Source organism: Pseudomonas sp. LTR0, assembly GCF_036630035.1.
Taxonomy (GTDB): Bacteria; Pseudomonadota; Gammaproteobacteria; order Pseudomonadales; family Pseudomonadaceae; genus Aquipseudomonas; species Aquipseudomonas putida_Y.
Genome location: NZ_CP123734.1, coordinates 3295212 through 3315074 on the forward strand (window position 1 = coordinate 3295212; position 19863 = coordinate 3315074).

21 protein-coding genes, 2 tRNA genes and 1 pseudogene are annotated in these 19863 nt (G+C 61.3%); 6 read left to right on the top strand and 18 right to left on the bottom strand.

From position 1 onward, the window contains the following. Positions 1-3 precede the first annotated feature (3 nt). The 6 genes from pheT to thrS all read right to left on the bottom strand — a co-directional run bounded on the left by pheT (position 4) and on the right by thrS (position 6655). Positions 4-2385 (bottom strand): phenylalanine--tRNA ligase subunit beta, encoded by a 2382-nt coding sequence (pheT, locus tag QCL51_RS15195; protein ID WP_021782769.1) that lies wholly within the window; start codon positions 2383-2385, stop codon positions 4-6. Positions 2386-2416: 31 nt separating this feature from the next. Then, a complete protein-coding gene (pheS, locus tag QCL51_RS15200; RefSeq protein ID WP_176683834.1) occupies positions 2417-3433 on the bottom strand; it encodes a phenylalanine--tRNA ligase subunit alpha in 1017 nt (338 codons plus the stop codon). 109 nt (positions 3434-3542) lie between these two features. Further along, complete coding sequence (gene rplT / locus QCL51_RS15205) at positions 3543-3899, bottom strand: 50S ribosomal protein L20 (protein ID WP_003250671.1); 357 nt, start codon at positions 3897-3899, stop codon at positions 3543-3545. A gap of 27 nt (positions 3900-3926) precedes the next feature. Then, positions 3927-4121: a 50S ribosomal protein L35 gene (gene rpmI / locus QCL51_RS15210; RefSeq protein ID WP_003250667.1), complete on the bottom strand. Its 195-nt coding sequence runs from the start codon at positions 4119-4121 to the stop codon at positions 3927-3929. A gap of 60 nt (positions 4122-4181) precedes the next feature. Then, positions 4182-4733 carry a translation initiation factor IF-3 gene (gene infC, locus QCL51_RS15215; protein WP_012052879.1) on the bottom strand — a complete coding sequence of 184 codons (552 nt, stop codon included), beginning with the start codon at positions 4731-4733 and terminating at the stop codon, positions 4182-4184. After that, entirely contained in the window at positions 4733-6655 is a 1923-nt protein-coding gene (gene thrS, locus QCL51_RS15220; protein ID WP_252460016.1) for a threonine--tRNA ligase, read from the bottom strand. The genes infC and thrS overlap by 1 nt, the downstream gene beginning before the upstream one ends. Before the next feature lie 338 nt (positions 6656-6993). Here thrS and QCL51_RS15225 point away from each other — a divergent pair, with 338 nt between their 5' ends. After that, positions 6994-7299: a hypothetical protein gene (locus tag QCL51_RS15225; RefSeq protein ID WP_176683836.1), complete on the top strand. Its 306-nt coding sequence runs from the start codon at positions 6994-6996 to the stop codon at positions 7297-7299. A gap of 162 nt (positions 7300-7461) precedes the next feature. Further along, positions 7462-7674 carry a cold-shock protein gene (locus tag QCL51_RS15230; RefSeq protein ID WP_003250656.1) on the top strand — a complete coding sequence of 71 codons (213 nt, stop codon included), beginning with the start codon at positions 7462-7464 and terminating at the stop codon, positions 7672-7674. Positions 7675-7875: 201 nt separating this feature from the next. On the opposite strand, the gene QCL51_RS15235 is transcribed toward QCL51_RS15230, so the two are convergent. Then, positions 7876-8196, bottom strand: coding sequence for an I78 family peptidase inhibitor (locus QCL51_RS15235; protein WP_338443644.1), 321 nt, complete (start codon positions 8194-8196; stop codon positions 7876-7878). A 274-nt stretch (positions 8197-8470) separates the two neighbouring features. On the opposite strand from QCL51_RS15235, the gene QCL51_RS15240 reads away from it, so the two are divergent. After that, complete coding sequence (locus QCL51_RS15240) at positions 8471-8683, top strand: hypothetical protein (RefSeq protein WP_003250649.1); 213 nt, start codon at positions 8471-8473, stop codon at positions 8681-8683. On the opposite strand, the gene QCL51_RS15245 is transcribed toward QCL51_RS15240, so the two are convergent. From QCL51_RS15245 to QCL51_RS15275, 7 genes are all read right to left on the bottom strand, one after another. Beyond that, positions 8655-9656 carry a nucleoside hydrolase gene (locus QCL51_RS15245; RefSeq protein ID WP_275966610.1) on the bottom strand — a complete coding sequence of 334 codons (1002 nt, stop codon included), beginning with the start codon at positions 9654-9656 and terminating at the stop codon, positions 8655-8657. The genes QCL51_RS15240 and QCL51_RS15245 overlap by 29 nt on opposite strands. Positions 9657-9718: 62 nt before the next feature. Then, on the bottom strand, positions 9719-10117 hold the full coding sequence (gene rbsD, locus QCL51_RS15250) for a D-ribose pyranase (protein ID WP_021782774.1): 399 nt from the start codon (positions 10115-10117) through the stop codon (positions 9719-9721). Further along, the gene (gene rbsK / locus QCL51_RS15255; protein WP_021782775.1) at positions 10114-11022 is read right to left on the bottom strand and encodes a ribokinase; all 909 of its coding nucleotides are present in this window, start codon (positions 11020-11022) and stop codon (positions 10114-10116) included. Before rbsK ends, rbsD begins: the two co-directional genes overlap by 4 nt. Positions 11023-11037: 15 nt before the next feature. After that, positions 11038-12060 (bottom strand): LacI family DNA-binding transcriptional regulator, encoded by a 1023-nt coding sequence (locus tag QCL51_RS15260; protein WP_021782776.1) that lies wholly within the window; start codon positions 12058-12060, stop codon positions 11038-11040. Between the two features lie 4 nt (positions 12061-12064). Beyond that, positions 12065-13060 carry an ABC transporter permease gene (locus QCL51_RS15265; RefSeq protein WP_103462683.1) on the bottom strand — a complete coding sequence of 332 codons (996 nt, stop codon included), beginning with the start codon at positions 13058-13060 and terminating at the stop codon, positions 12065-12067. Then, entirely contained in the window at positions 13057-14610 is a 1554-nt protein-coding gene (locus tag QCL51_RS15270; protein WP_021782778.1) for a sugar ABC transporter ATP-binding protein, read from the bottom strand. Before QCL51_RS15270 ends, QCL51_RS15265 begins: the two co-directional genes overlap by 4 nt. A gap of 20 nt (positions 14611-14630) precedes the next feature. Further along, a complete protein-coding gene (locus QCL51_RS15275) occupies positions 14631-15590 on the bottom strand; it encodes a sugar ABC transporter substrate-binding protein (RefSeq protein WP_330508078.1) in 960 nt (319 codons plus the stop codon). Between the two features lie 402 nt (positions 15591-15992). On the opposite strand from QCL51_RS15275, the gene QCL51_RS15280 reads away from it, so the two are divergent. The 3 genes and pseudogenes from QCL51_RS15280 (at position 15993) to QCL51_RS15290 (ending at position 18239) form a co-directional block, all read left to right on the top strand. After that, entirely contained in the window at positions 15993-17081 is a 1089-nt protein-coding gene (locus QCL51_RS15280) for an asparaginase (RefSeq protein WP_021782780.1), read from the top strand. Positions 17082-17297: 216 nt separating this feature from the next. After that, a complete protein-coding gene (locus tag QCL51_RS15285) occupies positions 17298-17540 on the top strand; it encodes a DUF1654 domain-containing protein (RefSeq protein WP_004574330.1) in 243 nt (80 codons plus the stop codon). A gap of 6 nt (positions 17541-17546) precedes the next feature. Beyond that, positions 17547-18239 (top strand): annotated as a pseudogene (locus QCL51_RS15290) (endonuclease I family protein). A gap of 3 nt (positions 18240-18242) precedes the next feature. Here QCL51_RS15290 and QCL51_RS15295 read toward each other — a convergent pair. The 4 genes from QCL51_RS15295 to QCL51_RS15310 all read right to left on the bottom strand — a co-directional run bounded on the left by QCL51_RS15295 (position 18243) and on the right by QCL51_RS15310 (position 19846). Then, the gene (locus tag QCL51_RS15295; RefSeq protein ID WP_021782782.1) at positions 18243-18668 is read right to left on the bottom strand and encodes a bifunctional (p)ppGpp synthetase/guanosine-3',5'-bis(diphosphate) 3'-pyrophosphohydrolase; all 426 of its coding nucleotides are present in this window, start codon (positions 18666-18668) and stop codon (positions 18243-18245) included. Positions 18669-18820: 152 nt separating this feature from the next. Further along, the gene (locus QCL51_RS15300; protein ID WP_021782783.1) at positions 18821-19390 is read right to left on the bottom strand and encodes an SPOR domain-containing protein; all 570 of its coding nucleotides are present in this window, start codon (positions 19388-19390) and stop codon (positions 18821-18823) included. Between the two features lie 131 nt (positions 19391-19521). Further along, positions 19522-19598: transfer RNA gene (locus tag QCL51_RS15305), tRNA-Val, on the bottom strand. Between the two features lie 171 nt (positions 19599-19769). After that, positions 19770-19846: transfer RNA gene (locus QCL51_RS15310), tRNA-Val, on the bottom strand. Positions 19847-19863 lie beyond the last annotated feature (17 nt).

Sequence of the window (19863 nt, forward strand, 5' to 3'; positions counted from 1 at the left end):
CCGTTATTTCCTTAACGTGGTGTTCAACCTTTGTTCGAGCGAGGTGAGGATGTTTTGCAGGGTAGTGTTCACCTCATCGTCGTTAAGAGTGCGCGATGGATGCTGCCAGGTCAAGCCGACGGCAAGGCTTTTTCTATCAGGATCAATGCCTTTACCTTGGTACACATCAAACAGCCTGAGGTCTGTGAGCCATTCGCCTGCATTGTCACGAATTAATTCAAGCACCGCGCTAGAAGCCACATCACGTCCTGCGATCAAAGCCAGGTCGCGACGGGTTTCCGGGAACTTGGACAGTTCGCTGAACTTCGGCAGGCGGCCTTCGACCACATCGCCCAGCACCAGCTCGAACAGGAACACCGGACGGTCCAGGCCCAGGGCCTTGGCCAGCTCTGGGTGGATGGCGCCGAGGTAGCCGACCAGTTTGCCGTCGCGCTCGATGGCAGCGGTCTGGCCTGGGTGCAGGGCTGGGTGTTTGCCGGCGCTGAAGGTGAAGTCGCTCAGGGCGCCGGAGTAGCCCAGCAGGGCTTCCACGTCGGCTTTCACGTCGAAGAAGTCGACGCCGTCGCGGCCGTTGGCCCAGCCTTCTGGCAGGCGGCTGCCGGTGATGACGCCGGCAATCATTGGCTGCTGCTGCAAGTCACCCAGTTGGCCGACAAAGCGCAGGCCGCTTTCGAACAGGCGCACGCGGTCTTGCTGGCGGTTGAGGTTGTGCTGCAGTGCCTTGACCAGGCCCGGCCACAGCGAGGCGCGCATGGCGGCCATGTCGCTGGATATGGGGTTGGCCAGCAGCAGCGGCTCTACGCCCGGGCTGAACAGTTCGAACAGTTTCGGGTCGATGAAGCTGTAGGTGATGGCTTCCTGATAGCCGCGGGCAACCAGCAGGCGGCGCAGGGTCGGCAGGTCACCGCGGGTTTCCGGCTTGCCCTGTGGGGCCAGGCGGGCTTGCGGGTAACGAACCGGCAGGTTGTTGTAGCCGTACAGGCGGGCCAGTTCTTCGATCAGGTCCACTTCCAGGCTGATGTCGAAGCGGTGGCTTGGCACGCTGACGGTCCACTGCCCTTCCCCGCTCTTGGTCGTGGTCAGCTCGAGGGCGTTGAGCAACTGCTCGACCTGGGCCGGGTCCATTTCCATGCCAAGCATCTGGGTGATGCGTTCGGCGCGCAGGGTAACCGGGGCTACTTGTGGCAGGTGCTGTTCGCTGACCGCTTCGACCACAGGGCCGGCTTCGCCGCCAACGATGTCCAGCAGCAACTGCGTGGCGCGCTCCATGGCTTCGCGGGCCAGTTGCGAGTCGACGCCGCGCTCGTAGCGGTGCGAGGCATCGGTGTGCAGGCCGTAGGAACGGGCTTTGCCGGCAACGGAAATCGGCTCGAAGAAGGCACTTTCCAGGAACAGGTCGCGGGTTTTTTCGGTGTTCACACCGCTGTGCTCGCCACCCATGACGCCGGCGATGGCCAAGGCGCGGGTGTGGTCGGCGATGACCAGGGTGTCGGCACGCAGGGCAACTTCCTGGCCGTCGAGCAGGACGAGCTTTTCGCCCTCTTCGGCCATGCGCACGCGGATGCCGCCGTTGATTTCTGCCAGGTCGAAGGCATGCATCGGCTGGCCGAGTTCGAGCATCACATAGTTGGTGACGTCGACGGCAGCGTCGATGCTGCGAACGTCGCTGCGGCGCAGGCGTTCGACCATCCACAGTGGGGTTGGCTTGCTCAGGTCGACGTTACGGATAACGCGGCCCAGGTAGCGCGGGCAGGCAGCCGGGGCGCTGACTTCGACCGGGCGCACTTCGTCATGGGCAGCCGCTACGGCTGGCACCACCGGGCGGGTGACCGGGGTGTCGTACAGGGCGCTGACGTCGCGGGCCAGGCCGGCGATGGACAGGCAATCGCCGCGGTTCGGGGTCAGGCCAATTTCGATGCTGGCATCATCCAGGCTCAGGTACGTGCGAATGTCTTCGCCAACCGGAGCGTCGGCAGCCAGTTCCAGCAGGCCGTCGTTTTCTTCGCTGATCTGCAGTTCGGCAGCCGAGCACAGCATGCCGAAGGACTCGACACCGCGCAGCTTGGCCTTCTTGATCTTGAAGTCGCCTGGCAGTTCGGCACCGATCATGGCGAACGGGATCTTGATGCCTGGGCGGGCGTTAGGGGCGCCGCACACAACCTGGAAGGTTTCCTGGCCGCTGCTTACCTGGCACACGCGCAGCTTGTCGGCGTCCGGGTGTTGCTCGGTGGCGAGAATTTCGCCCACGACGATGCCGCTGAACTGGCCGGCAGCGGGGGTAACGCTGTCAACTTCGAGGCCGGCCATGGACAGGCGGGCGACCAGTTCGTCACGGGAGACTTGCGGGTTGACCCAACCGCGCAGCCACTGTTCACTGAATTTCATGCTGTTCTCCTGAAAGTTGCGTCGATTGGGCCTAGCGGAATTGGGCTAGGAACCGCAGGTCGTTGTCGAAGAACAGACGCAAATCGTTGACGCCATAACGCAGCATGGCCAGGCGCTCGGCACCCATGCCGAAGGCAAAGCCCTGGAACTCTTCTGGGTCGATGCCGGACATGCGCAACACATTCGGGTGCACCATGCCGCAGCCCATCACTTCCAGCCAGCCAGTTTGCTTGCACACGCGGCAGCCGTTGCCGGAGCACATCACGCACTGGATGTCGACTTCTGCAGACGGCTCGGTGAAGGGGAAGAACGATGGGCGGAAACGGACCGCCAGTTCTTTCTCGAAGAATACGCGCAGGAATTCTTCGATGGTGCCCTTGAGGTCGGCGAAGTTGATATCGCGATCGACCAGCAGGCCTTCGACCTGGTGGAACATCGGCGAGTGGGTGATATCCGAGTCGCAGCGGTATACGCGGCCCGGGCACACAATGCGGATGGGCGGCTGGGTGGACTCCATGGTCCGCACCTGCACCGGCGAGGTGTGGGTACGCAGCAGCATGTTGGCATTGAAGTAGAAGGTGTCGTGCATCGCCCGCGCCGGGTGGTGGCCAGGGATGTTGAGCGCTTCGAAGTTGTGGTAGTCGTCTTCCACCTCTGGGCCTTCGGCAATGCCGTAGCCAATGTGGGTGAAGAACTGCTCGATGCGCTCGAGTGTACGGGTGATCGGGTGCAGGCCTCCGGTGGCCTGGCCGCGGCCTGGCAGGGTGACGTCAATGCATTCGGCAGCCAGGCGAGCGCTGAGCTCGGCTTCCTCAAAGGCAGCCTTGCGGGCATTGAGCACAACGGTGACGCGCTCTTTGGCGTCGTTGATCAGCGCGCCGACTTTCGGCCGCTCTTCGGCTGGCAGGTTGCCCAGGGTCTTCATCACCTGGGTCAGCTCGCCCTTCTTGCCGAGATAATTAACCCGGATCTGTTCCAGGGCGTTGATGTCTTCAGCGCGTTCCACGGCCTCTAGGGCTTGGGAGACCAGCGCATCCAGGTTTTCCATGTACAGACTCCAGATACGAAAATAGGGGAAGAGCTTTGAAGGCTCTTCCCCTATCGATGACGTTCAATGCCCGGCAGCGCTAGCACCGCCGGGTGATTGTCGCGGGTACTTAAGCCAGAACGGCTTTAGCTTTCTCGACAATCGCAGCAAACGCCGCTTTTTCGTTCACTGCCAGATCAGCCAGAACCTTACGGTCGATTTCGATCGAAGCCTTTTTCAGGCCAGCAATCAGACGGCTGTAGGACAGACCGTTGGTGCGGGCACCGGCGTTGATACGAGCGATCCACAGTGCGCGGAACTGACGCTTCTTCTGGCGACGGTCGCGGTAGGCGTATTGGCCTGCCTTGATGACCGCTTGCTTGGCTACACGGAATACGCGCGAACGTGCACCGTAGTAACCTTTAGCCAGTTTCAGAATTTTTTTGTGACGCTTACGAGCGATAACGCCGCGCTTAACACGAGCCATGAGTAACTTCCTCTATCTTAACCAGAATTAACGAACGCGCAGCATGCGCTCGACTTTTGCGACGTCGGACGGGTGCAGCAAGCTGGCACCGCGCAGTTGACGCTTACGCTTGGTCGACATTTTGGTCAGGATGTGGCTCTTGAAAGCGTGCTTGTGCTTGAAGCCCGAAGCTGTCTTCAGGAAGCGCTTCGCAGCACCGCTCTTGGTTTTCATTTTTGGCATGTTGGAACTCCGCATTCGATAAAATTACACATAATCATCAGGCCTGCCGTGCCCGGGAGATTACTTCTTTTTCTTGGGGGCGATGACCATCATAAGCTGGCGTCCTTCCATCTTCGGATGCTGCTCAACGGTGCCGTATTCGGCGAGGTCGGCTTCGACCCGCTTCAACAGCTCCATGCCCAGCTCCTGGTGGGCCATCTCACGACCACGGAATCTCAGAGAGATCTTGGCCTTGTCCCCATCGGTAAGGAAACGTACCAGGTTGCGTAGTTTTACCTGGTAATCCCCATCCTCCGTCCCTGGACGAAACTTGATTTCTTTGATCTGGATCTGCTTCTGGTTTTTCTTGGCTTCGTTAGCCTGCTTCTTCTTCTCGAAGAGGTGCTTGCCGTAGTCCATGACCTTGCAGACGGGCGGTACCGCGTCTGCAGAGATTTCTACCAGGTCCAGCTTCGCTTCATCAGCGATACGCAGCGCTTCATCAATCGAGACGATGCCAACCTGCTCGCCGTCTGCGCCAATTAACCGAACCTCGCGGGCCGAGATATTCTCGTTGATCGGGGCCTTCGGTACAGCACGCTTATCGTTTCTCATTTCACGCTTAATAGTCATTACTCCGATTCTTGGCGACCACGCCGGGAAACCGCTTGTGTCAGTAGCTCAACGAATTGGGCGACGGGCATGGAGCCCAGGTCTGCGCCTTCGCGAGTACGCACAGCGACGGTTTGCGTTTCGACTTCGCGGTCCCCTATAACCAAAAGGTACGGGACCTTGAGCAAAGTATGCTCGCGGATTTTAAAGCCGATCTTCTCATTTCTCAAGTCCGACTTGGCACGGAAACCGCTTCCGTTCAGAGATTTCTCAACCTCAAGGGCAAAATCGGCCTGTTTGTCGGTGATATTCATGATCACCGCCTGGGTTGGGGCCAGCCACGCCGGGAACACGCCAGCGTAGTGTTCGATCAGCATGCCGATGAAGCGCTCGAACGAACCAAGGATGGCGCGGTGCAGCATGACCGGGCGAACTCGGCTGTTATCTTCGGCAATATAGCTGGCATCCAGACGCTCTGGCAGGTTCGGGTCGTACTGCAGGGTACCGCACTGCCAGTTACGGCCGAGGCAGTCGCGCAGGGTGAACTCGATTTTCGGGCCGTAGAAGGCGCCCTCGCCAGGCTGGTATTCCCACTCAAGGCCGGATTCGTTCAGGGCGTCGGCCAGCGCGGTTTCAGCACGGTCCCACAACTCTTCGGAACCGACACGCTTGGCCGGGCGAGTGGACAGTTTCATGGCGATGTCGCTGAAACCGAAGTCCTTGTACACGTCCAGGGTCAGCTTGATGAAGTCGGCGGCTTCTTTCTTCACCTGTTCTTCGGTGCAGAAAATGTGCGCGTCGTCCTGTACGAAGCCACGCACGCGCATGATGCCGTGCAGTGCGCCGGACGGCTCGTTACGGTGGCAAGCACCGAACTCGGCCAGACGCAGCGGCAGGTCACGGTAGCTTTTCAGGCCCTGGTTGAACACCTGCACGTGGCACGGGCAGTTCATCGGTTTTACCGCGTAGTCACGGCTTTCCGACGAAGTGGTGAACATGTTCTCGGCATAGTTGGACCAGTGGCCGGAACGCTCCCACAGGATGCGGTCGACAACCTGCGGCGTCTTGATTTCCTGGTAGCCGTTTTCGCGCTGTACGCCACGCATGTACTGCTCGAGTACCTGGTAGACGGTCCAGCCGTTGGCGTGCCAGAACACCATGCCCGGGGCTTCTTCCTGCAGGTGGAACAGGTCGAGCTGCTTGCCGATCTTGCGGTGGTCGCGTTTTTCGGCTTCTTCGATGCGCTGGATGTACGCAGCCAGCTGCTTCTTGTCAGCCCAGGCGGTACCGTACACGCGCTGCAGCTGCTCATTCTTGGCATCGCCGCGCCAGTAGGCGCCGGACAGCTTGGTCAGCTTGAATGCCTTGAGGAAGCGGGTGTTAGGCACGTGCGGGCCACGGCACATGTCGACGTATTCTTCGTGGTAGTACAGGCCCATGGCCTGTTCATCCGGCATGTCTTCGACCAGACGCAGCTTGTAGTCTTCGCCACGGGCCTTGAACACCTCGATGACTTCGGCGCGCGGGGTCATTTTCTTGACCACGTCGTAGTCTTTTTCGATCAGCGCCATCATGCGCTTTTCGATGGCGGCCATGTCTTCTGGCGTGAAGGGGCGCTCATAGGCGATGTCGTAATAGAAGCCTTCGTCGATCACCGGGCCGATCACCATCCTGGCGGTCGGGTACAACTGCTTCACGGCGTGGCCAACCAGGTGGGCGCACGAGTGACGGATGATCTCCAGTCCCTCTTCATCTTTAGGGGTGATAATCTGCAGGGTGGCGTCGTTGCTGATCAGGTCACACGCATCGACCAGCTTGCCGTCGACCTTGCCGGCCACAGTGGCCTTGGCCAGGCCAGCGCCGATGGAAGCGGCTACTTCTGCTACGGATACGGCGTGATCGAACGAACGTTGACTGCCATCGGGAAGAGTAATAACGGGCATGGCGCCTCCTCTCCTAGTGGTGACCCCTACCAAAGGTCACGTGGGTTGGGATGAGCCAGTACAAGATCCGACCTGCCTTCCGGTAAAAGGAAGCCTGCCCCACAGTGGCAGAAGCCTTTCGGCTTGTCAGGAACGAACCAGAGTGACTGGAAAGAAAAAAGATAGCTGCAGCCGGCAACAGCGCGACCGCAAGCCGGGCATGCTAGCACGCGGGTTGCACCCCAGGCAGAAATATTTGGAAATTGCACCGCAGCGGTGAACTAACGCGGAAAAATACCGCTCAGACTTTGGGAAGCAACCTACTCTTGATGAGACCTTAACCCAAGGAGTAACTGGTGATGCGAGTTCCGTCTCTTCTGGCCCTGGCGGCCGCTGGCGCCCTGCTGCTGCCCGTGGCTGCGAACGCCGGCAACTTCCCCCCCGGGAAGGAGGCCGGCTACATGACCCAGTGCACGCAAGTGGCCAGCGGCCAGGGCGTTGACGCTGCCACCGCGAAAAAGCACTGCGACTGCGGCGCGCAAGCTATCAAAAAGAACTTCACCGACGCCGAGATTGCCGACCTCGACAGCAAGGACGGCGTTGACGCCAAGCTGATGCAGAGGGCGCAGATGGTGGTAAAACAGGCCTGTGCACCGAAGAGCTGAAACCTTAAAGTCAGCGACGACCAGCCATTCTTTGAGCTGGATCAATATCCTGCGAAGGTAAAAGGCGCTAGATGCGCAGAATTAGACTATGATGTATCCCGTGCTCCGTAGCCTCGGCCGCATTGCACCAATGAAAAAACTAAATGTTCTGGAGATTCACCCATGTCCAATCGCCAACAAGGCACCGTCAAATGGTTCAATGATGAGAAAGGCTACGGCTTCATCACCCCAGCAGGCGGCGGCGACGACCTGTTCGTACACTTCAAAGCCATCGAATCTGACGGCTTCAAGAGCCTGAAAGAAGGCCAGACTGTTTCCTTCGTCGCCGAGCGCGGCCAGAAGGGCATGCAGGCTGCACAGGTTCGTCCGGAGTAATTCGGATAGCTGTAAAAAAACCCGCCCTTGTGGCGGGTTTTTTTATGGGCGATTGCATCATCTGAGTGGGGCGGGATTGCCTGCGAAACAGACTTTAGGGTGAATGGCACGGGCTTCGCCCGTGTTCGCGGGTGAACCCGCTCCTACAGGCGACTGCGCAGGCTTTTCACATTTTGCGCAAGGCAGTTGCCCCCGCGTGCATCAACCGCAGTTGGCGCGGGTTACCCTGCCCTGCTCGTCCACGTTCAGGTTCAGGCGCTCTGAGCGGTACTCCAGGGTGACCACATCGCGCGGCTTGAGAATGCGCGCCATCTGCGAGCCGCTGGCCTTGCGTGCCTGCTCCAGCAATTCGGCACTGGCCTGTTTGCCAATGGCAAAGTCGGCACCACTGGCCTGGCAGCGACCATCGTTGCCAGCTGGGGCGGCCGGCGCAGCCCCACCATCAGCGTTGCCACCAGTGCTGCAACCCGCCAGGACAGCAGCCACAGCCAAAGTTGCCAGGTAAGCACGGGTACGGAACATGAAGCCTCCTAAATCGGTCCGGGAACTGCCTGATCCGACAGCTCCGCTCATCATTTGTTGCAAAACCTGTCAAGTCTGCCTGAACTGTAGCAGGGAGGCGAAAAGCAATCGTGACCGGATTTTGCACAACGTGCTGTGTTTGCCATATGCTTAGCCCGCACGGTCACCGGCGCAAAGCCATGATTTGCTGCAAGAAGTGGAGCGCATCCCGCCTCCATCGAACACCAGGGTCAGGTGTTCTTCCTTCGTTCCGGGCCCCCAGCGAGAGCTTTTCATGAGCACCCACAGCATCGATGCCGATATCAAGGTCAAATGGGCCGAGGGCCAGAGCGCGTACAGCCCTGGCACTCCGGAAGAGTTGCTGTTGATCGCCATCGACCTGTTGGTGCGCGACAACGGTGCCGAGGCGGCACGCAGCTTCATCGACCAGGTGTTCGAGCGCTACGCGCCGCACGCAGCTATTCCAATCGCGCCAGACGGGCACTGAGCAGGTCGAACAGCCCCTGGGCATCACCCTGCTCCACCCACAGCACATTCGCTGGCTGCTTGAGCACGCCGTACCAGTCCGCAATTGTCTGGCCGAAAGTGGGCCCTTCGCGGCTGTCGATGCTCATGTGGATGCGCCGACCACTGAACAGCTCGGGCTTTAACAGGTAGGCGATGACACTGGCGTCATGCACAGGGCCACCGGGCATGCCGTACAGGTCCATGTCGTGGGTGATGTAGGCATTGAGGATGTCCACCACGCGCTTGCTGGCCTGGTTGTTCACGGCTGCCAGTTGCGTCAGGCGGGCGTTGCTGGTCAGCAGCTTGTGGGTGACGTCCAGAGGCAGGTAGGTCAGCTGCACGCCGCTGGCCAGCACCACTTCGGCGGCGTGCGGGTCGGCATAGAGGTTGAACTCCGCCACCGGGGTGATGTTGCCGCCGTTGAAATGCGCTCCCCCCATGACCACCACCTCTTTGATGCCTTTGACGATGCCTGGGCGCTGGATCAGCGCCAGGGCCAGGTTGGTCTGCGGGCCGAGCATGGCGACGGTGATGCTGTGCGGTTTGGCTGCGCCGAGGGTATCGACCAGGTATTGCACGGCATTGCCCTGGGCCAGGGGGGCTTTCGGCTCGTGCACCTGGACACCGGTGAGGCCTTCTTCACCATGAACATCGGCGGCATAGATCGGCGTGCGCACCAATGGGCGGCCGGCACCGGCGTACACCGGGATGTCTTCGCGCCCGGCCCATTCGCGGGCCAGGCGGGCATTGCGCGAGGTCTTGTCCAGGCGCACGTTGCCGGCCACTGTGGTGATGGCGCGGATATTGAGCTCTTTGGGCGAAGCCATGGCCAGAAACAGCGCAACCACATCGTCGGCGCCGGGATCGGTGTCAATGATCAGGTCGATGGGGGCGGCCTGGAGGGTCGAGCCTGTGGCCATTAAGACGATTCCTTGTAGCAGGGACTTGAGCATGGGTGGCACTCCTGTTGCCTATGAATTATTCGTTTGCCCCCCGGTGTCTTTTGTGGAACCGGCTAAAAGGTGACGCCGGAGATGAGGGCGATGTTGCTGTAGGGCTGACACTCGCCTGTACGCACCACTGCACGAGCACTACGCGACAGCACTTTGAAATCCTCATGGGCCAGCCACTCGCGCTTGCCCAGCTTGCCCTTCAATCGCTCGATTTCGACCAGCGCGGGTGGCACCACTTTTTGCATTTCTTCAGCCAGCACGTGCCGCTCAACCTGCAATTCGCTCAGCACCACCCGCAGCACGCTGGCGAAGTCCGGCAGGCCAGGCGTAATGGCCAGGTCGATAAATTCCACCCCCGGCGGCACCGGCAGCCCGGCATCGCCGATCACCAGGATGTCGCCATGCCCCATGCCGGCAATGACCCGCGACAGGGCAACGTTCAACAGTGGGGTTTTCTTCATGGCGTCAGCTCCGCCAAGTAGGGAATCGATGGCTGGGCACCGGCACGGGTAACCGACAATGCTGCGGCCCGCTGACCAAAGATGATCGCCTCACCCTCCTCCAACCCACGTACCAGGCCGGCAGCAAAGCCGCCAATGAAGGTATCGCCGGCAGCGGTGGTGTCCAGCGGCTGCACGTGCGGTGCAGGATAGTGCTGATGGCCTTGGGCGGTAACCAGCAAGGCACCTTGCGCACCCAAGGTGATGATCACTTTGCCTGCCCCCAGCTGCAGCAAGCACTCGCCGGCGCGCCGGGCACTGTCCTGATCGGTCACCGCCACACCGGTCAAGGCTTCGGCTTCGCTTTCGTTAGGGGTAAGGTAATCGATATGCGCAAACCAGTCCGCAGGCAAGGGGCCGGTAGCAGGCGCCGGGTTCAGGATGACCTGCTTGCCCAGCTCACGCGCCCTGGCCAGCGTGCAAGCCACAGTGTCAGTCGGCACTTCCAGCTGGCAGATGACCACCTCGGCGGCCTGCAGCAGTGCATCGAAGCGCAGCACCGACTGCGGCGTCAGCAGGCCGTTGGCGCCGGGAACGATGACAATACAGTTCTGGCTGGCGGCATCCACCGTGATCAGCGCCACACCGCTGGACACGCCTGGGCAGGTGCTGACGCCCTGACAGTCGACCCCCTCGACATACAAGGCCCGGTGCAGTTGCCGACCGTAATCATCATCCCCAACATTGCCGATCATCGCCACGCTGCCGCCCAGCCGCGCAGCCGCCACGGCCTGGTTGGCACCCTTGCCGCCCGGCACCGTGAAAAAGCTATCGCCGGGGAGTGTTTCGCCGGCCCGTGGCAGGCGCCGGGCGCGGGCCACCAGGTCCATATTGAGGCTGCCGACCACCACAACCTTGGCATTCATGACATTTCCTTAGCGTTAGCGGTAATCATTGAACAGGTCCGGGCGCGGCCCGGTGGACTCACGCAAGACGATACGCGGGGCGACAATGCGCTGCTCTGCCGCGCCCTGCCGAGGTGTAGCGATACGCGTCAGCAGCAACGAGGCAGCGCTCTCGCCCAGCTCGCGAATCGACTGGCCCACGGTGGTCAGCGGCGGGTACACGTAGCGGCTCAGTTCGATGTCGTCGAAGCCGATCACCGACAGCTCGCCGGGTACGCTGATATTGCGTTCGGCTGCAGCACGCAGCACACCAAAGCCGATCATGTCGTTGCCGGCAAAAATCGCCGAGGGCCGTTTGCCTTCCAGCACCTGCGCCGCCGCTGCATGGCCACCCGGGCTGGTGAAGTCGCAGTGCAGTACACGGCTGCCCAGCACAGGCGCCCCGGCTTCGGCCATGGCACGGCGGAAGCCGCTCAGGCGCAGCTGGGTAACCCCGGTTTCGGCGGGGCCGCCGATATAGGCAACATCGCGATGGCCAAGCCCCAGCAAGTGCTGGGTGGCCAGGTACGCCCCCTGCTCGTGGTCAATGCGCACCAGGTCAGCATCGACGCCTTCCAGTTCACGGTCGACGATGACCATTGGCGTGCGCACACTGGCCAGGCTTTGCAGCAGGTCGTCGTCCTGGCCCACCGAGGCCACCACCAGGCCGTCGATGCGTTTTTCCAACAGCACGCGCAGGTAGCTGCGCTGCTTCTGCGGGTTGTCGTCGGAGTTGCACAGGATCACGCAATAGCCGTTGCGCTCGCAGGCGTCTTCGATACCCCGCGCCAGCTCGGCGAAGTACGGGTTGACGCTGTTGGGCACCAACAGGCCGATGGTGGCCGTGCTACGCGCCTTCAGCGAACGCGCCACCGCGCTGGGCACGTAATCCAGCTCAATGATGGCGGCTTCCACTTTCAGCCGCACCTGTTCGCTGACCGGCCGGGTCTTGTTGAGTACATGAGACACGGTGGTGTACGAAATACCCGCCAGTGCCGCGACGTCTTTGATGGTTGCCATGTTGTCAGTTCCGCCGGCCTGCACGCCGGCTACGGTAAGTGTCGAGCACCACGGCGATGACGATCACCGCCCCGGTGATGATGCGTTTGGTCGGCTCGCTGGCACCGATCTGCGCCAGCCCGGCGGCCAATACGGAAATGATCAGTACGCCAAAGAAGGTGCTGATGACCGAGCCACGCCCACCCATCAGGCTAGTGCCGCCGATCACGACGGCAGCAATGACCTGCAGTTCCAGGCCAGAGCCAGCATTGGGGTCGGCCGCTTCCAGGCGCGAGATCTGGAACAGCGCGGCCAGGCCGGCGAGCAGGCCCATCAGGGCGAACACCAGCACTTTGTAGGGGCGCGGATCGATACCGGCCAGGCGCACGGCCTCTTCGTTGGTGCCGATACCGATCAGGTAACGACCGAACACCGTACGCGTCAGGACCAACTGGGCGAGCACGATCACCAACAAGGCGATGATGAACGCCGGCGAAACACCAAAGGCGACCGGGTTGGAGAACCAGGCATAGGCGTCGCCGATATAGGCGGTGCGCGAGTCGGTGAACTGGTAGGCCAGGCCACGGGCCATCTCCAGCACACCAAGCGAAACGATGAACGACGGGATGCGCCAGGCCACGGTGACGCCACCGGTAATGCTGCCGGCCAATGCGGCCACAGCCATACCTAGCAGCGCCGAGGGCAGCACGCCCCAGCCCCAGCCGAGTATCGCCACGCTCACCGTCGAGGCGGCCAGCGCCAGCACCGAACCCACCGACAGGTCGATGCCGCCGATGATCAGCACAAAGGTCATGCCCACCGCCAGCACCATCAGGTCCGGGATCTGGTTGGCCAGCGTGCTGAAGGTGCCATACGACCAGAAGTGGCTGCTGAGGAACGAGAACAGCACGATCATCGCCAGCAAGGCGCCAGCCAGGCCCAGGTAGGTGCCCAGGCCAAAGTACGTACCGCTGCGGCGCATGGGGGCGGCGCCCTGGTTGTTTAGCGGGGTGGTTTTCATGCATCCATCCTGGGGGCTGCATCATGCAGCAGTGCGTCACGTTTCTGATAACCGGCGAAGGCGGCGGCAAGCAACTGGTCCTGGCTCCAATGATCACGCGCGAAGGTGTCGATCAGGCGGCCGGCGGACAGCACGGCGATGCGGTCGCAAATCAGCATCAGTTCGCGCAGGTCACTGGACACCACCACCAAGGCCTTGCCTTGACGCGCCAGCTCGGCCAGCAGGCCATAGATGTCGAACTTGGCGCCCACATCGATGCCACGCGTGGGTTCGTCGAACAGCAGCACCTGGCAATCGCGCTCCAGCCAGCGGCCAATTACCACCTTCTGCTGGTTACCGCCAGACAGCTCGCCCACCACTTGCTGCGCGCCAGCACTGCGAATGCGCATGGCCTGGATCTGGCGTTCGGCCAAGGCCTTTTCCGCTTCGCTATCGAGCACACCGGCGCGCGATACCGCGCCCAGGTTGCCCAACGCAATGTTGGCGCTGATCGACTGCGTCAACAGCAGGCCCTCGCCTTTGCGGTCTTCGGTTATCAGCGCGATGCCGGCCCGCACTGCAGCCTTGGGCGAGTCGATGTTTACCGCCTGCGGCGGTTGGCCCAGCGCGATACAGCCGCTGTCGGCGCGATCGGCACCGTAGATCAGGCGCAACAGCTCGGTACGGCCGGCGCCGATCAGACCGGAGATGCCAAAAATTTCCCCTGCCCTGACTTCGAACGACACCTCGCGCACCTTGTCGCCGCGGCACAACTTGTCAACCTTGAGCAGCGGTGCACCTATCTGCCGCCGGCCCAGGTCGATATGCTCGCCCAGCTCGCGGCCGACCATCAGGTTGACCAGTTCGGCGCTGCTGTAGCGCTGGATCGGCTCGTCGCACACCAGTTTGCCATCGCGCAGTACAACGATGCGTTGCGCCACGCGCTGCAACTCTTCCAGGCGATGCGAGATATAAACGATGGCCACGCCACGCGCACGCAGGCGCTCGATCTGGGTGAACAGCAACTCCACCTCGCGCGCAGTGAGCATGGCCGTGGGTTCGTCCAGGATCAGTACATGGCAGTCACCGATCAGGTTGCGGGCAATCTCGACCATCTGCTGATGGCCGATGCCCAGCTCGCCGACCGGGGTGTCCGGGTCGATGGCGTCGAGCCCGACCCGGGCCATGGCGGCCATTGCCAGTTGGCGCAGGCGCTTGTGGCTGATCCAGCCAAAGCGGCTGGGCAAGTTGTCGAGAAACAGGTTCTCCGCCACAGTCAGCGTCGGCAGCAGGTTCAACTCCTGCATGACCATGCGCACACCTAGGCGTTCGGCCTCACTGCGGCTGCCGGGCGCGTAGGCCTGGCCGCGGTAGGTCATGTGCCCGGTGGTGGGCAGCTCCAGGCCACCGATGAGCTTGGACAACGTGCTCTTGCCAGCGCCGTTCTCGCCGGTCAGGGCCAGCACTTCACCGGCGCGCAGGTTCAGGCTGACCTCGCCGAGCACGGGCTGGGCGTAGGTCTTGCCCAGGCCGCTGGCGGCGAGCACCACTTCATTGGCCGATGCAGGCATGGCCGATTCTCCTGGCAGCATCAGGGCTTCTTGGTGACGAGTTCGACCGGGGTCTGGATGACGTTGTCGGCATCCACATCAGGCTTTTCGCCCTTGACCATTTTCAGCGCCGCCTGAATGCCGTACACCGCCTGCTGGCTGGCGGCCTGGTCGAGGGTGGCAAGCACGCGACCGTCTGCAAGCATTGGCTTGATGGCATTGATGTTGTCATAGCCCACCACTTGCACCTGGCCGGTCTTGCCAGCGGCACGCACGGCGGACACAGCGCCCAGGGCCATGCTGTCGTTGCCAGCCAGCAAGGCCTTCAGGTCAGGGTATTCGTTGAGCATGGAGGCAGCGACGGCGTTGCCTTTGTCGATCTCCCAATTGCCGCTTTGCACCGAGACGATGTTCATCTGCGCGGCATTCATGGCGTCCTTGAAGCCGGCGGTGCGCTGCTGGGCATTGGTGGTGGTCGGCACGCCTTCGATAATGCCCACCTGGTCGCCGGCCTTGAGCTTCTGGCTGGCCAGGTAATCGCCAACCAGGCGCGCGCCCTTGCGGTTGTCGGGGCCGACGAAGGGAACGCTGATGCCTTTGCTCTTGAGCAGATCAGGGTCCAGACGGTTGTCGATATTGATCACCACCACCCCCTGGTCCATGGCCTTCTTCACCGCCGACACAAGTGCCTTCGAGTCAGCCGGAGCAATGACCAGGGCCTTGGCGCCGGCATTGACCATCTGCTCGACGATGCGGATCTGCTCGCCAGTGTCGGTTTCGTTCTTGATGCCGTTGGCGATCAGGTCGAACTCGTCGGCATGGCTCTTCTGGTAGTCCTTGGCGCCGTCTTCCATGGTGCGGAAGAATTCGTTGGCCAGCGACTTCATGACAAGGGCGACTTTGGGCTTGTCTTCGGCGTGGGCAGCAGACAATGGCAAGGCGAGGCTAAGCGAGGAAATGACAGCGAGGGCCAGCAGACGACCGGGGAACGGCAGCTTCATGGACGATGACTCCGAATCTTGTGTTTTTTATCGGATCGCAAACGTTTGCGTTGACCAACTATGGTAACAGGACCGTTGTTTGTCAAATCCGTTTGGCTATCGGAGGCCAGAGTGCTGCTGAGGCCGATTATGCAGGCTTTTCCGAAAAACCGAACGCCTTTTCCTTTTTTTGTTCGGAATTACGAATGAAATCCCCTTTTCTCAGCCGCAGCGCTTGGTAATGAAAGGGTCGCGCAGCGGCCCCGGGTTCGGTGCAACACCACCCATTGCCGGGGCTGCCAAGCAGCCCATTGCAACGCACGGCCGCTCCCACCCAGGCAGCGCGTGGTGCCTTGGTACGAAAAGTGCCTGTAGCCGAGCGCGACTCAATAACTATCTCACTAGGAAGCGAGAACAATAACGATGAATGCCGCACTGAAAACCTTCGCCCCCAGCGCACTCGCCCTGCTGCTGATCCTGCCAACCAGCGCCTCGGCCAAGGAAGCCGAAACCCAACAAAAGCTGGCCAACGTGGTCATCCTCGCCACCGGCGGCACCATTGCCGGCGCCGGTGCCAGCGCTGCCAACAGCGCCACTTACCAGGCTGCCAAGCTGGGCGTCGACAAGCTCATCGCCGGCGTGCCAGAACTGGCCGACATCGCCAACGTACGCGGCGAACAAGTGATGCAGATCGCCTCCGAGAGCATCAGCAATGACGACCTGCTGAAACTGGGCAAGCGCGTCGCCGAGCTGGCCGAAAGCAAGGACGTCGACGGTATCGTCATCACCCACGGCACCGACACCCTCGAAGAAACCGCCTACTTCCTCAACCTGGTAGAGAAGACCGACAAGCCAATCGTGGTGGTCGGCTCGATGCGCCCGGGTACCGCCATGTCCGCCGACGGCATGCTCAACCTGTACAACGCCGTGGCCGTAGCCAGCGACAAACAGTCGCGTGGCAAAGGCGTGCTGGTGACCATGAACGACGAGATCCAGTCCGGCCGCGACGTGAGCAAGGCGGTCAACATCAAGACCGAAGCCTTCAAGAGCGCCTGGGGCCCGATGGGCATGGTAGTGGAAGGCAAATCGTACTGGTTCCGCCTGCCGGCCAAGCGCCATACGGTCAATTCCGAGTTCGACATCAAGCAGATCAGCAGCCTGCCGCAGGTGGACATTGCCTATGGCTATGGCAACGTCACCGACACCGCCTACAAGGCGCTGGCGCAGAACGGCGCCAAGGCGCTGATCCATGCCGGTACCGGCAACGGTTCGGTATCGTCGCGGGTAGTCCCGGCGCTGCAGGAACTGCGCAAGAACGGCGTGCAGATCATCCGCTCGTCGCATGTCAACCAGGGTGGTTTCGTACTGCGCAACGCCGAACAGCCGGATGACAAAAACGACTGGGTCGTGGCTCACGACCTGAACCCGCAGAAGGCGCGGATCCTGGCGATGGTGGCAATGACCAAGACCCAGGACAGCAAGGAGCTGCAGCGCATCTTCTGGGAATACTGAGTGCTCCCCCCTCAGTGCCGGTGCGCCGGCTCTGAGGGCCTCAATGCCCTCTCCTGAACCGCACAGACACTGAGGGTAAAAAACCGGCGACATCGCTTACCTTTCTGACCTGCCTGATGGTTTACAGGCCAACGCTGGATTTCTCCTGACAAGCTGTTGCGAATTTACTTACAGTGAAATACTGTACGTGCATACAGCAAAAACAAGGAAATTCCTGTGTCCAGCACCGCCTCCGCCACCCCGAGCAGCTATGAACAGCTGGGTGTACGCATCCAGAAGATCATCAACAGCCCCACCGCCCAGCGCAGCCGCGCGGCGCTGATCTTCCGCCTGGAACAGGAAAGCCCGGATGACTGGGAAACCCTGCTTCAGGAGATTGCCGAGAACGACAACGTCACCCTCGCCCACCGTGACGATGGCGGCGTGCAGATTTTCTGGACCGTACCAAAGGAAGACTGACTGCGCATGAGAGTTTCGCTTTTCGCAGCCGCTTGCCTGTTACTGACCACTCCGTTTGCTCAAGCCGACGCCCCGCGCACCTTCCAGGAGGCCAAGAAGGTCGCCTGGAAGCTCTATGCACCGCAATCGACCGAGTTCTATTGCGGGTGCAAATACAAGGGCAACAAGGTCGACCTGGCGTCATGCGGCTATACCCCACGCAAGAATGCCCGGCGCGCCTCGCGCATCGAATGGGAACACATCGTACCCGCCTGGCAGATCGGCCATCAGCGCCAATGCTGGCAGAGTGGCGGGCGCAAGCAGTGCTCGCAGCATGACGAAGTGTACAAACGCGCCGAAGCCGACCTGCACAACCTGGTGCCAAGCATCGGCGAGGTCAACGGCGACCGCAGCAACTTCAGTTTCGGCTGGCTGCCGGAGCAACGCGGCCAGTATGGCCGCTGCCTGACCCAGGTCGATTTCAAGGCCAGGAAAGTGATGCCGCGCCCATCGATCCGCGGCATGATCGCCCGCACCTACTTCTACATGAGCAAGCAGTACAACCTGCGTCTGTCCAAACAGGACCGCCAGTTGTTCGAAGCCTGGAACAAGACCTACCCGCCGCAAGCCTGGGAGCGGCAACGCAACCAATAGGTCGCCTGCGTGATGGGGCGGGGAAACGCGTTCGTGGGGCCGGTCAACCTCAAGGCGTGCGGTTGACCCTTAAGCCAGCGCTTGCAAGTAGGCGCTGGCTTCCCGGTAACGAGCCAGCCGCGCCAGGTCGGCAGGGCCCGGGCAGGGGATGCGCGAGAGGTCACTATTGTCGGCCAGATCGGCCAGCTTGACGGTGCGCGCCAACGGATCACCGCCCAGGCGCGCCACGAAATCCTGGTAAGGTTCGCCCTCGCGGCGGCTAAGCGCCAGCAACGCGGCCAGGATTTTCAGCGCGAAGCCCTCACGCGCCAGGTCGGACAGGGTCAGCGGGGTGTCTTCAATCACATCGTGAAGCACCGCCACAATCCGCTGTTCAGGTGTGGAAACCCGCATCATCACGCGTAACGGGTGGAGGATATAAGCCGCCCCACCCTTATCGTATTGCCCTTCATGCGCCCTGGCGGCCACGGCAATGGCCCGCTCCAGTGTAGACATGAGGCCCTCCCCGTTTGGCAGCTACCCACCCAAGCATAGCCAAACTTGTGTGAAAGGCGCCTGACACAAGCCTTGGCGGCGGAGCCTCTGCCCAGGCTTAGGCTCTGCAGGAAAAGCCTTGATACTTGTTCATGCCGCGTTGAAAACAGACCCTAGCGTGATGCGCCGTGCTGGATGACCACCGAATCGGTACCCAGCTTGGCCATCACTTCGTCCCTGCGCGCTTGCGCCTCTTCGCGGGTGGGGAACGGCCCCAGCAGCACCACCGGCTTGCCGTCGCGGTACTCCACCGAAGACGGGATGCCCTTTTCGATCAGGCGCGCCGTCATGTCGCTGAGCGCCCCCATGTTGGCGCCCTGCACCACTTCCACATCCCAACCCTGGGGCGCCGGCTGGCCTGCCAGGGCCTCGGCACGCCGCTGCAGGTCGGCGCCGCCGCAAAGCTCGCGGATACGCAGGTTATTGCCGGTATCGTCGACGATGATGTCGTATTGGCCATCGCGCTTGATCGCCACGTAGCTGCGGTAGGCTTCGTACTGCCCGGCATCGTCCTTGCCGCGGACCTGACCGCAGATGGTGCCCTGGGTGTCGATCCGCACGTTGCCGAACTTGGCGGTCTTGGGGTTGTGCAGGTGTTCGGCCACCTGCTTGTGCACGCCTTCGACCTCGTTCTCACAGCCCGCCAGGGCGAGCACTGCCATTACCACAGCCAGTTTGCGCACGCGTGTACCTCCAGATTCGAAGGGGCGGATTCTAGCACGCCGGGGTATGCCCGAACCGCGACCAAACGTTACACGCTGCTTCGGGCGCAAATGCAAAAAGGGCGATCATTTCTGATCGCCCTTTTTCGATTTGGTAGGCACAATTGGACTCGAACCAACGACCCCCACCATGTCAAGGTGGTGCTCTAACCAACTGAGCTATGTGCCTGTCGTGTGGTGCGCATATTAGTGATCCGACGCGTACCTGTAAAGCTTTTTTTTGAGAAAAATCAAAAACTTTCGCATGCAAGCGCTTCGTGCCCATACCGCGGTTTTCGACCCGCATGGCAATGGACAATGAAAAAAGGGGTGACCCTTTCGGATCACCCCTTTTTCGATTTGGTAGGCACAATTGGACTCGAACCAACGACCCCCACCATGTCAAGGTGGTGCTCTAACCAACTGAGCTATGTGCCTGTCGTGTGGTGCGCATT

What these genes read in the sequence shown, in the direction of transcription:
- pheT (WP_021782769.1), bottom strand. Translation starts at nt 2,385, where the DNA reads ATGAAATTCAGTGAACAGTGGCTGCGCGGTTGGGTCAACCCGCAAGTC.
- pheS (WP_176683834.1), bottom strand. Translation starts at nt 3,433, where the DNA reads ATGGAAAACCTGGATGCGCTGGTCTCCCAAGCCCTAGAGGCCGTGGAA.
- rplT (WP_003250671.1), bottom strand. Translation starts at nt 3,899, where the DNA reads ATGGCTCGTGTTAAGCGCGGCGTTATCGCTCGTAAGCGTCACAAAAAA.
- rpmI (WP_003250667.1), bottom strand. Translation starts at nt 4,121, where the DNA reads ATGCCAAAAATGAAAACCAAGAGCGGTGCTGCGAAGCGCTTCCTGAAG.
- infC (WP_012052879.1), bottom strand. Translation starts at nt 4,733, where the DNA reads ATGACTATTAAGCGTGAAATGAGAAACGATAAGCGTGCTGTACCGAAG.
- thrS (WP_252460016.1), bottom strand. Translation starts at nt 6,655, where the DNA reads ATGCCCGTTATTACTCTTCCCGATGGCAGTCAACGTTCGTTCGATCAC.
- QCL51_RS15225 (WP_176683836.1), top strand. Translation starts at nt 6,994, where the DNA reads ATGCGAGTTCCGTCTCTTCTGGCCCTGGCGGCCGCTGGCGCCCTGCTG.
- QCL51_RS15230 (WP_003250656.1), top strand. Translation starts at nt 7,462, where the DNA reads ATGTCCAATCGCCAACAAGGCACCGTCAAATGGTTCAATGATGAGAAA.
- QCL51_RS15235 (WP_338443644.1), bottom strand. Translation starts at nt 8,196, where the DNA reads ATGTTCCGTACCCGTGCTTACCTGGCAACTTTGGCTGTGGCTGCTGTC.
- QCL51_RS15240 (WP_003250649.1), top strand. Translation starts at nt 8,471, where the DNA reads ATGAGCACCCACAGCATCGATGCCGATATCAAGGTCAAATGGGCCGAG.
- QCL51_RS15245 (WP_275966610.1), bottom strand. Translation starts at nt 9,656, where the DNA reads ATGCTCAAGTCCCTGCTACAAGGAATCGTCTTAATGGCCACAGGCTCG.
- rbsD (WP_021782774.1), bottom strand. Translation starts at nt 10,117, where the DNA reads ATGAAGAAAACCCCACTGTTGAACGTTGCCCTGTCGCGGGTCATTGCC.
- rbsK (WP_021782775.1), bottom strand. Translation starts at nt 11,022, where the DNA reads ATGAATGCCAAGGTTGTGGTGGTCGGCAGCCTCAATATGGACCTGGTG.
- QCL51_RS15260 (WP_021782776.1), bottom strand. Translation starts at nt 12,060, where the DNA reads ATGGCAACCATCAAAGACGTCGCGGCACTGGCGGGTATTTCGTACACC.
- QCL51_RS15265 (WP_103462683.1), bottom strand. Translation starts at nt 13,060, where the DNA reads ATGAAAACCACCCCGCTAAACAACCAGGGCGCCGCCCCCATGCGCCGC.
- QCL51_RS15270 (WP_021782778.1), bottom strand. Translation starts at nt 14,610, where the DNA reads ATGCCTGCATCGGCCAATGAAGTGGTGCTCGCCGCCAGCGGCCTGGGC.
- QCL51_RS15275 (WP_330508078.1), bottom strand. Translation starts at nt 15,590, where the DNA reads ATGAAGCTGCCGTTCCCCGGTCGTCTGCTGGCCCTCGCTGTCATTTCC.
- QCL51_RS15280 (WP_021782780.1), top strand. Translation starts at nt 15,993, where the DNA reads ATGAATGCCGCACTGAAAACCTTCGCCCCCAGCGCACTCGCCCTGCTG.
- QCL51_RS15295 (WP_021782782.1), bottom strand. Translation starts at nt 18,668, where the DNA reads ATGTCTACACTGGAGCGGGCCATTGCCGTGGCCGCCAGGGCGCATGAA.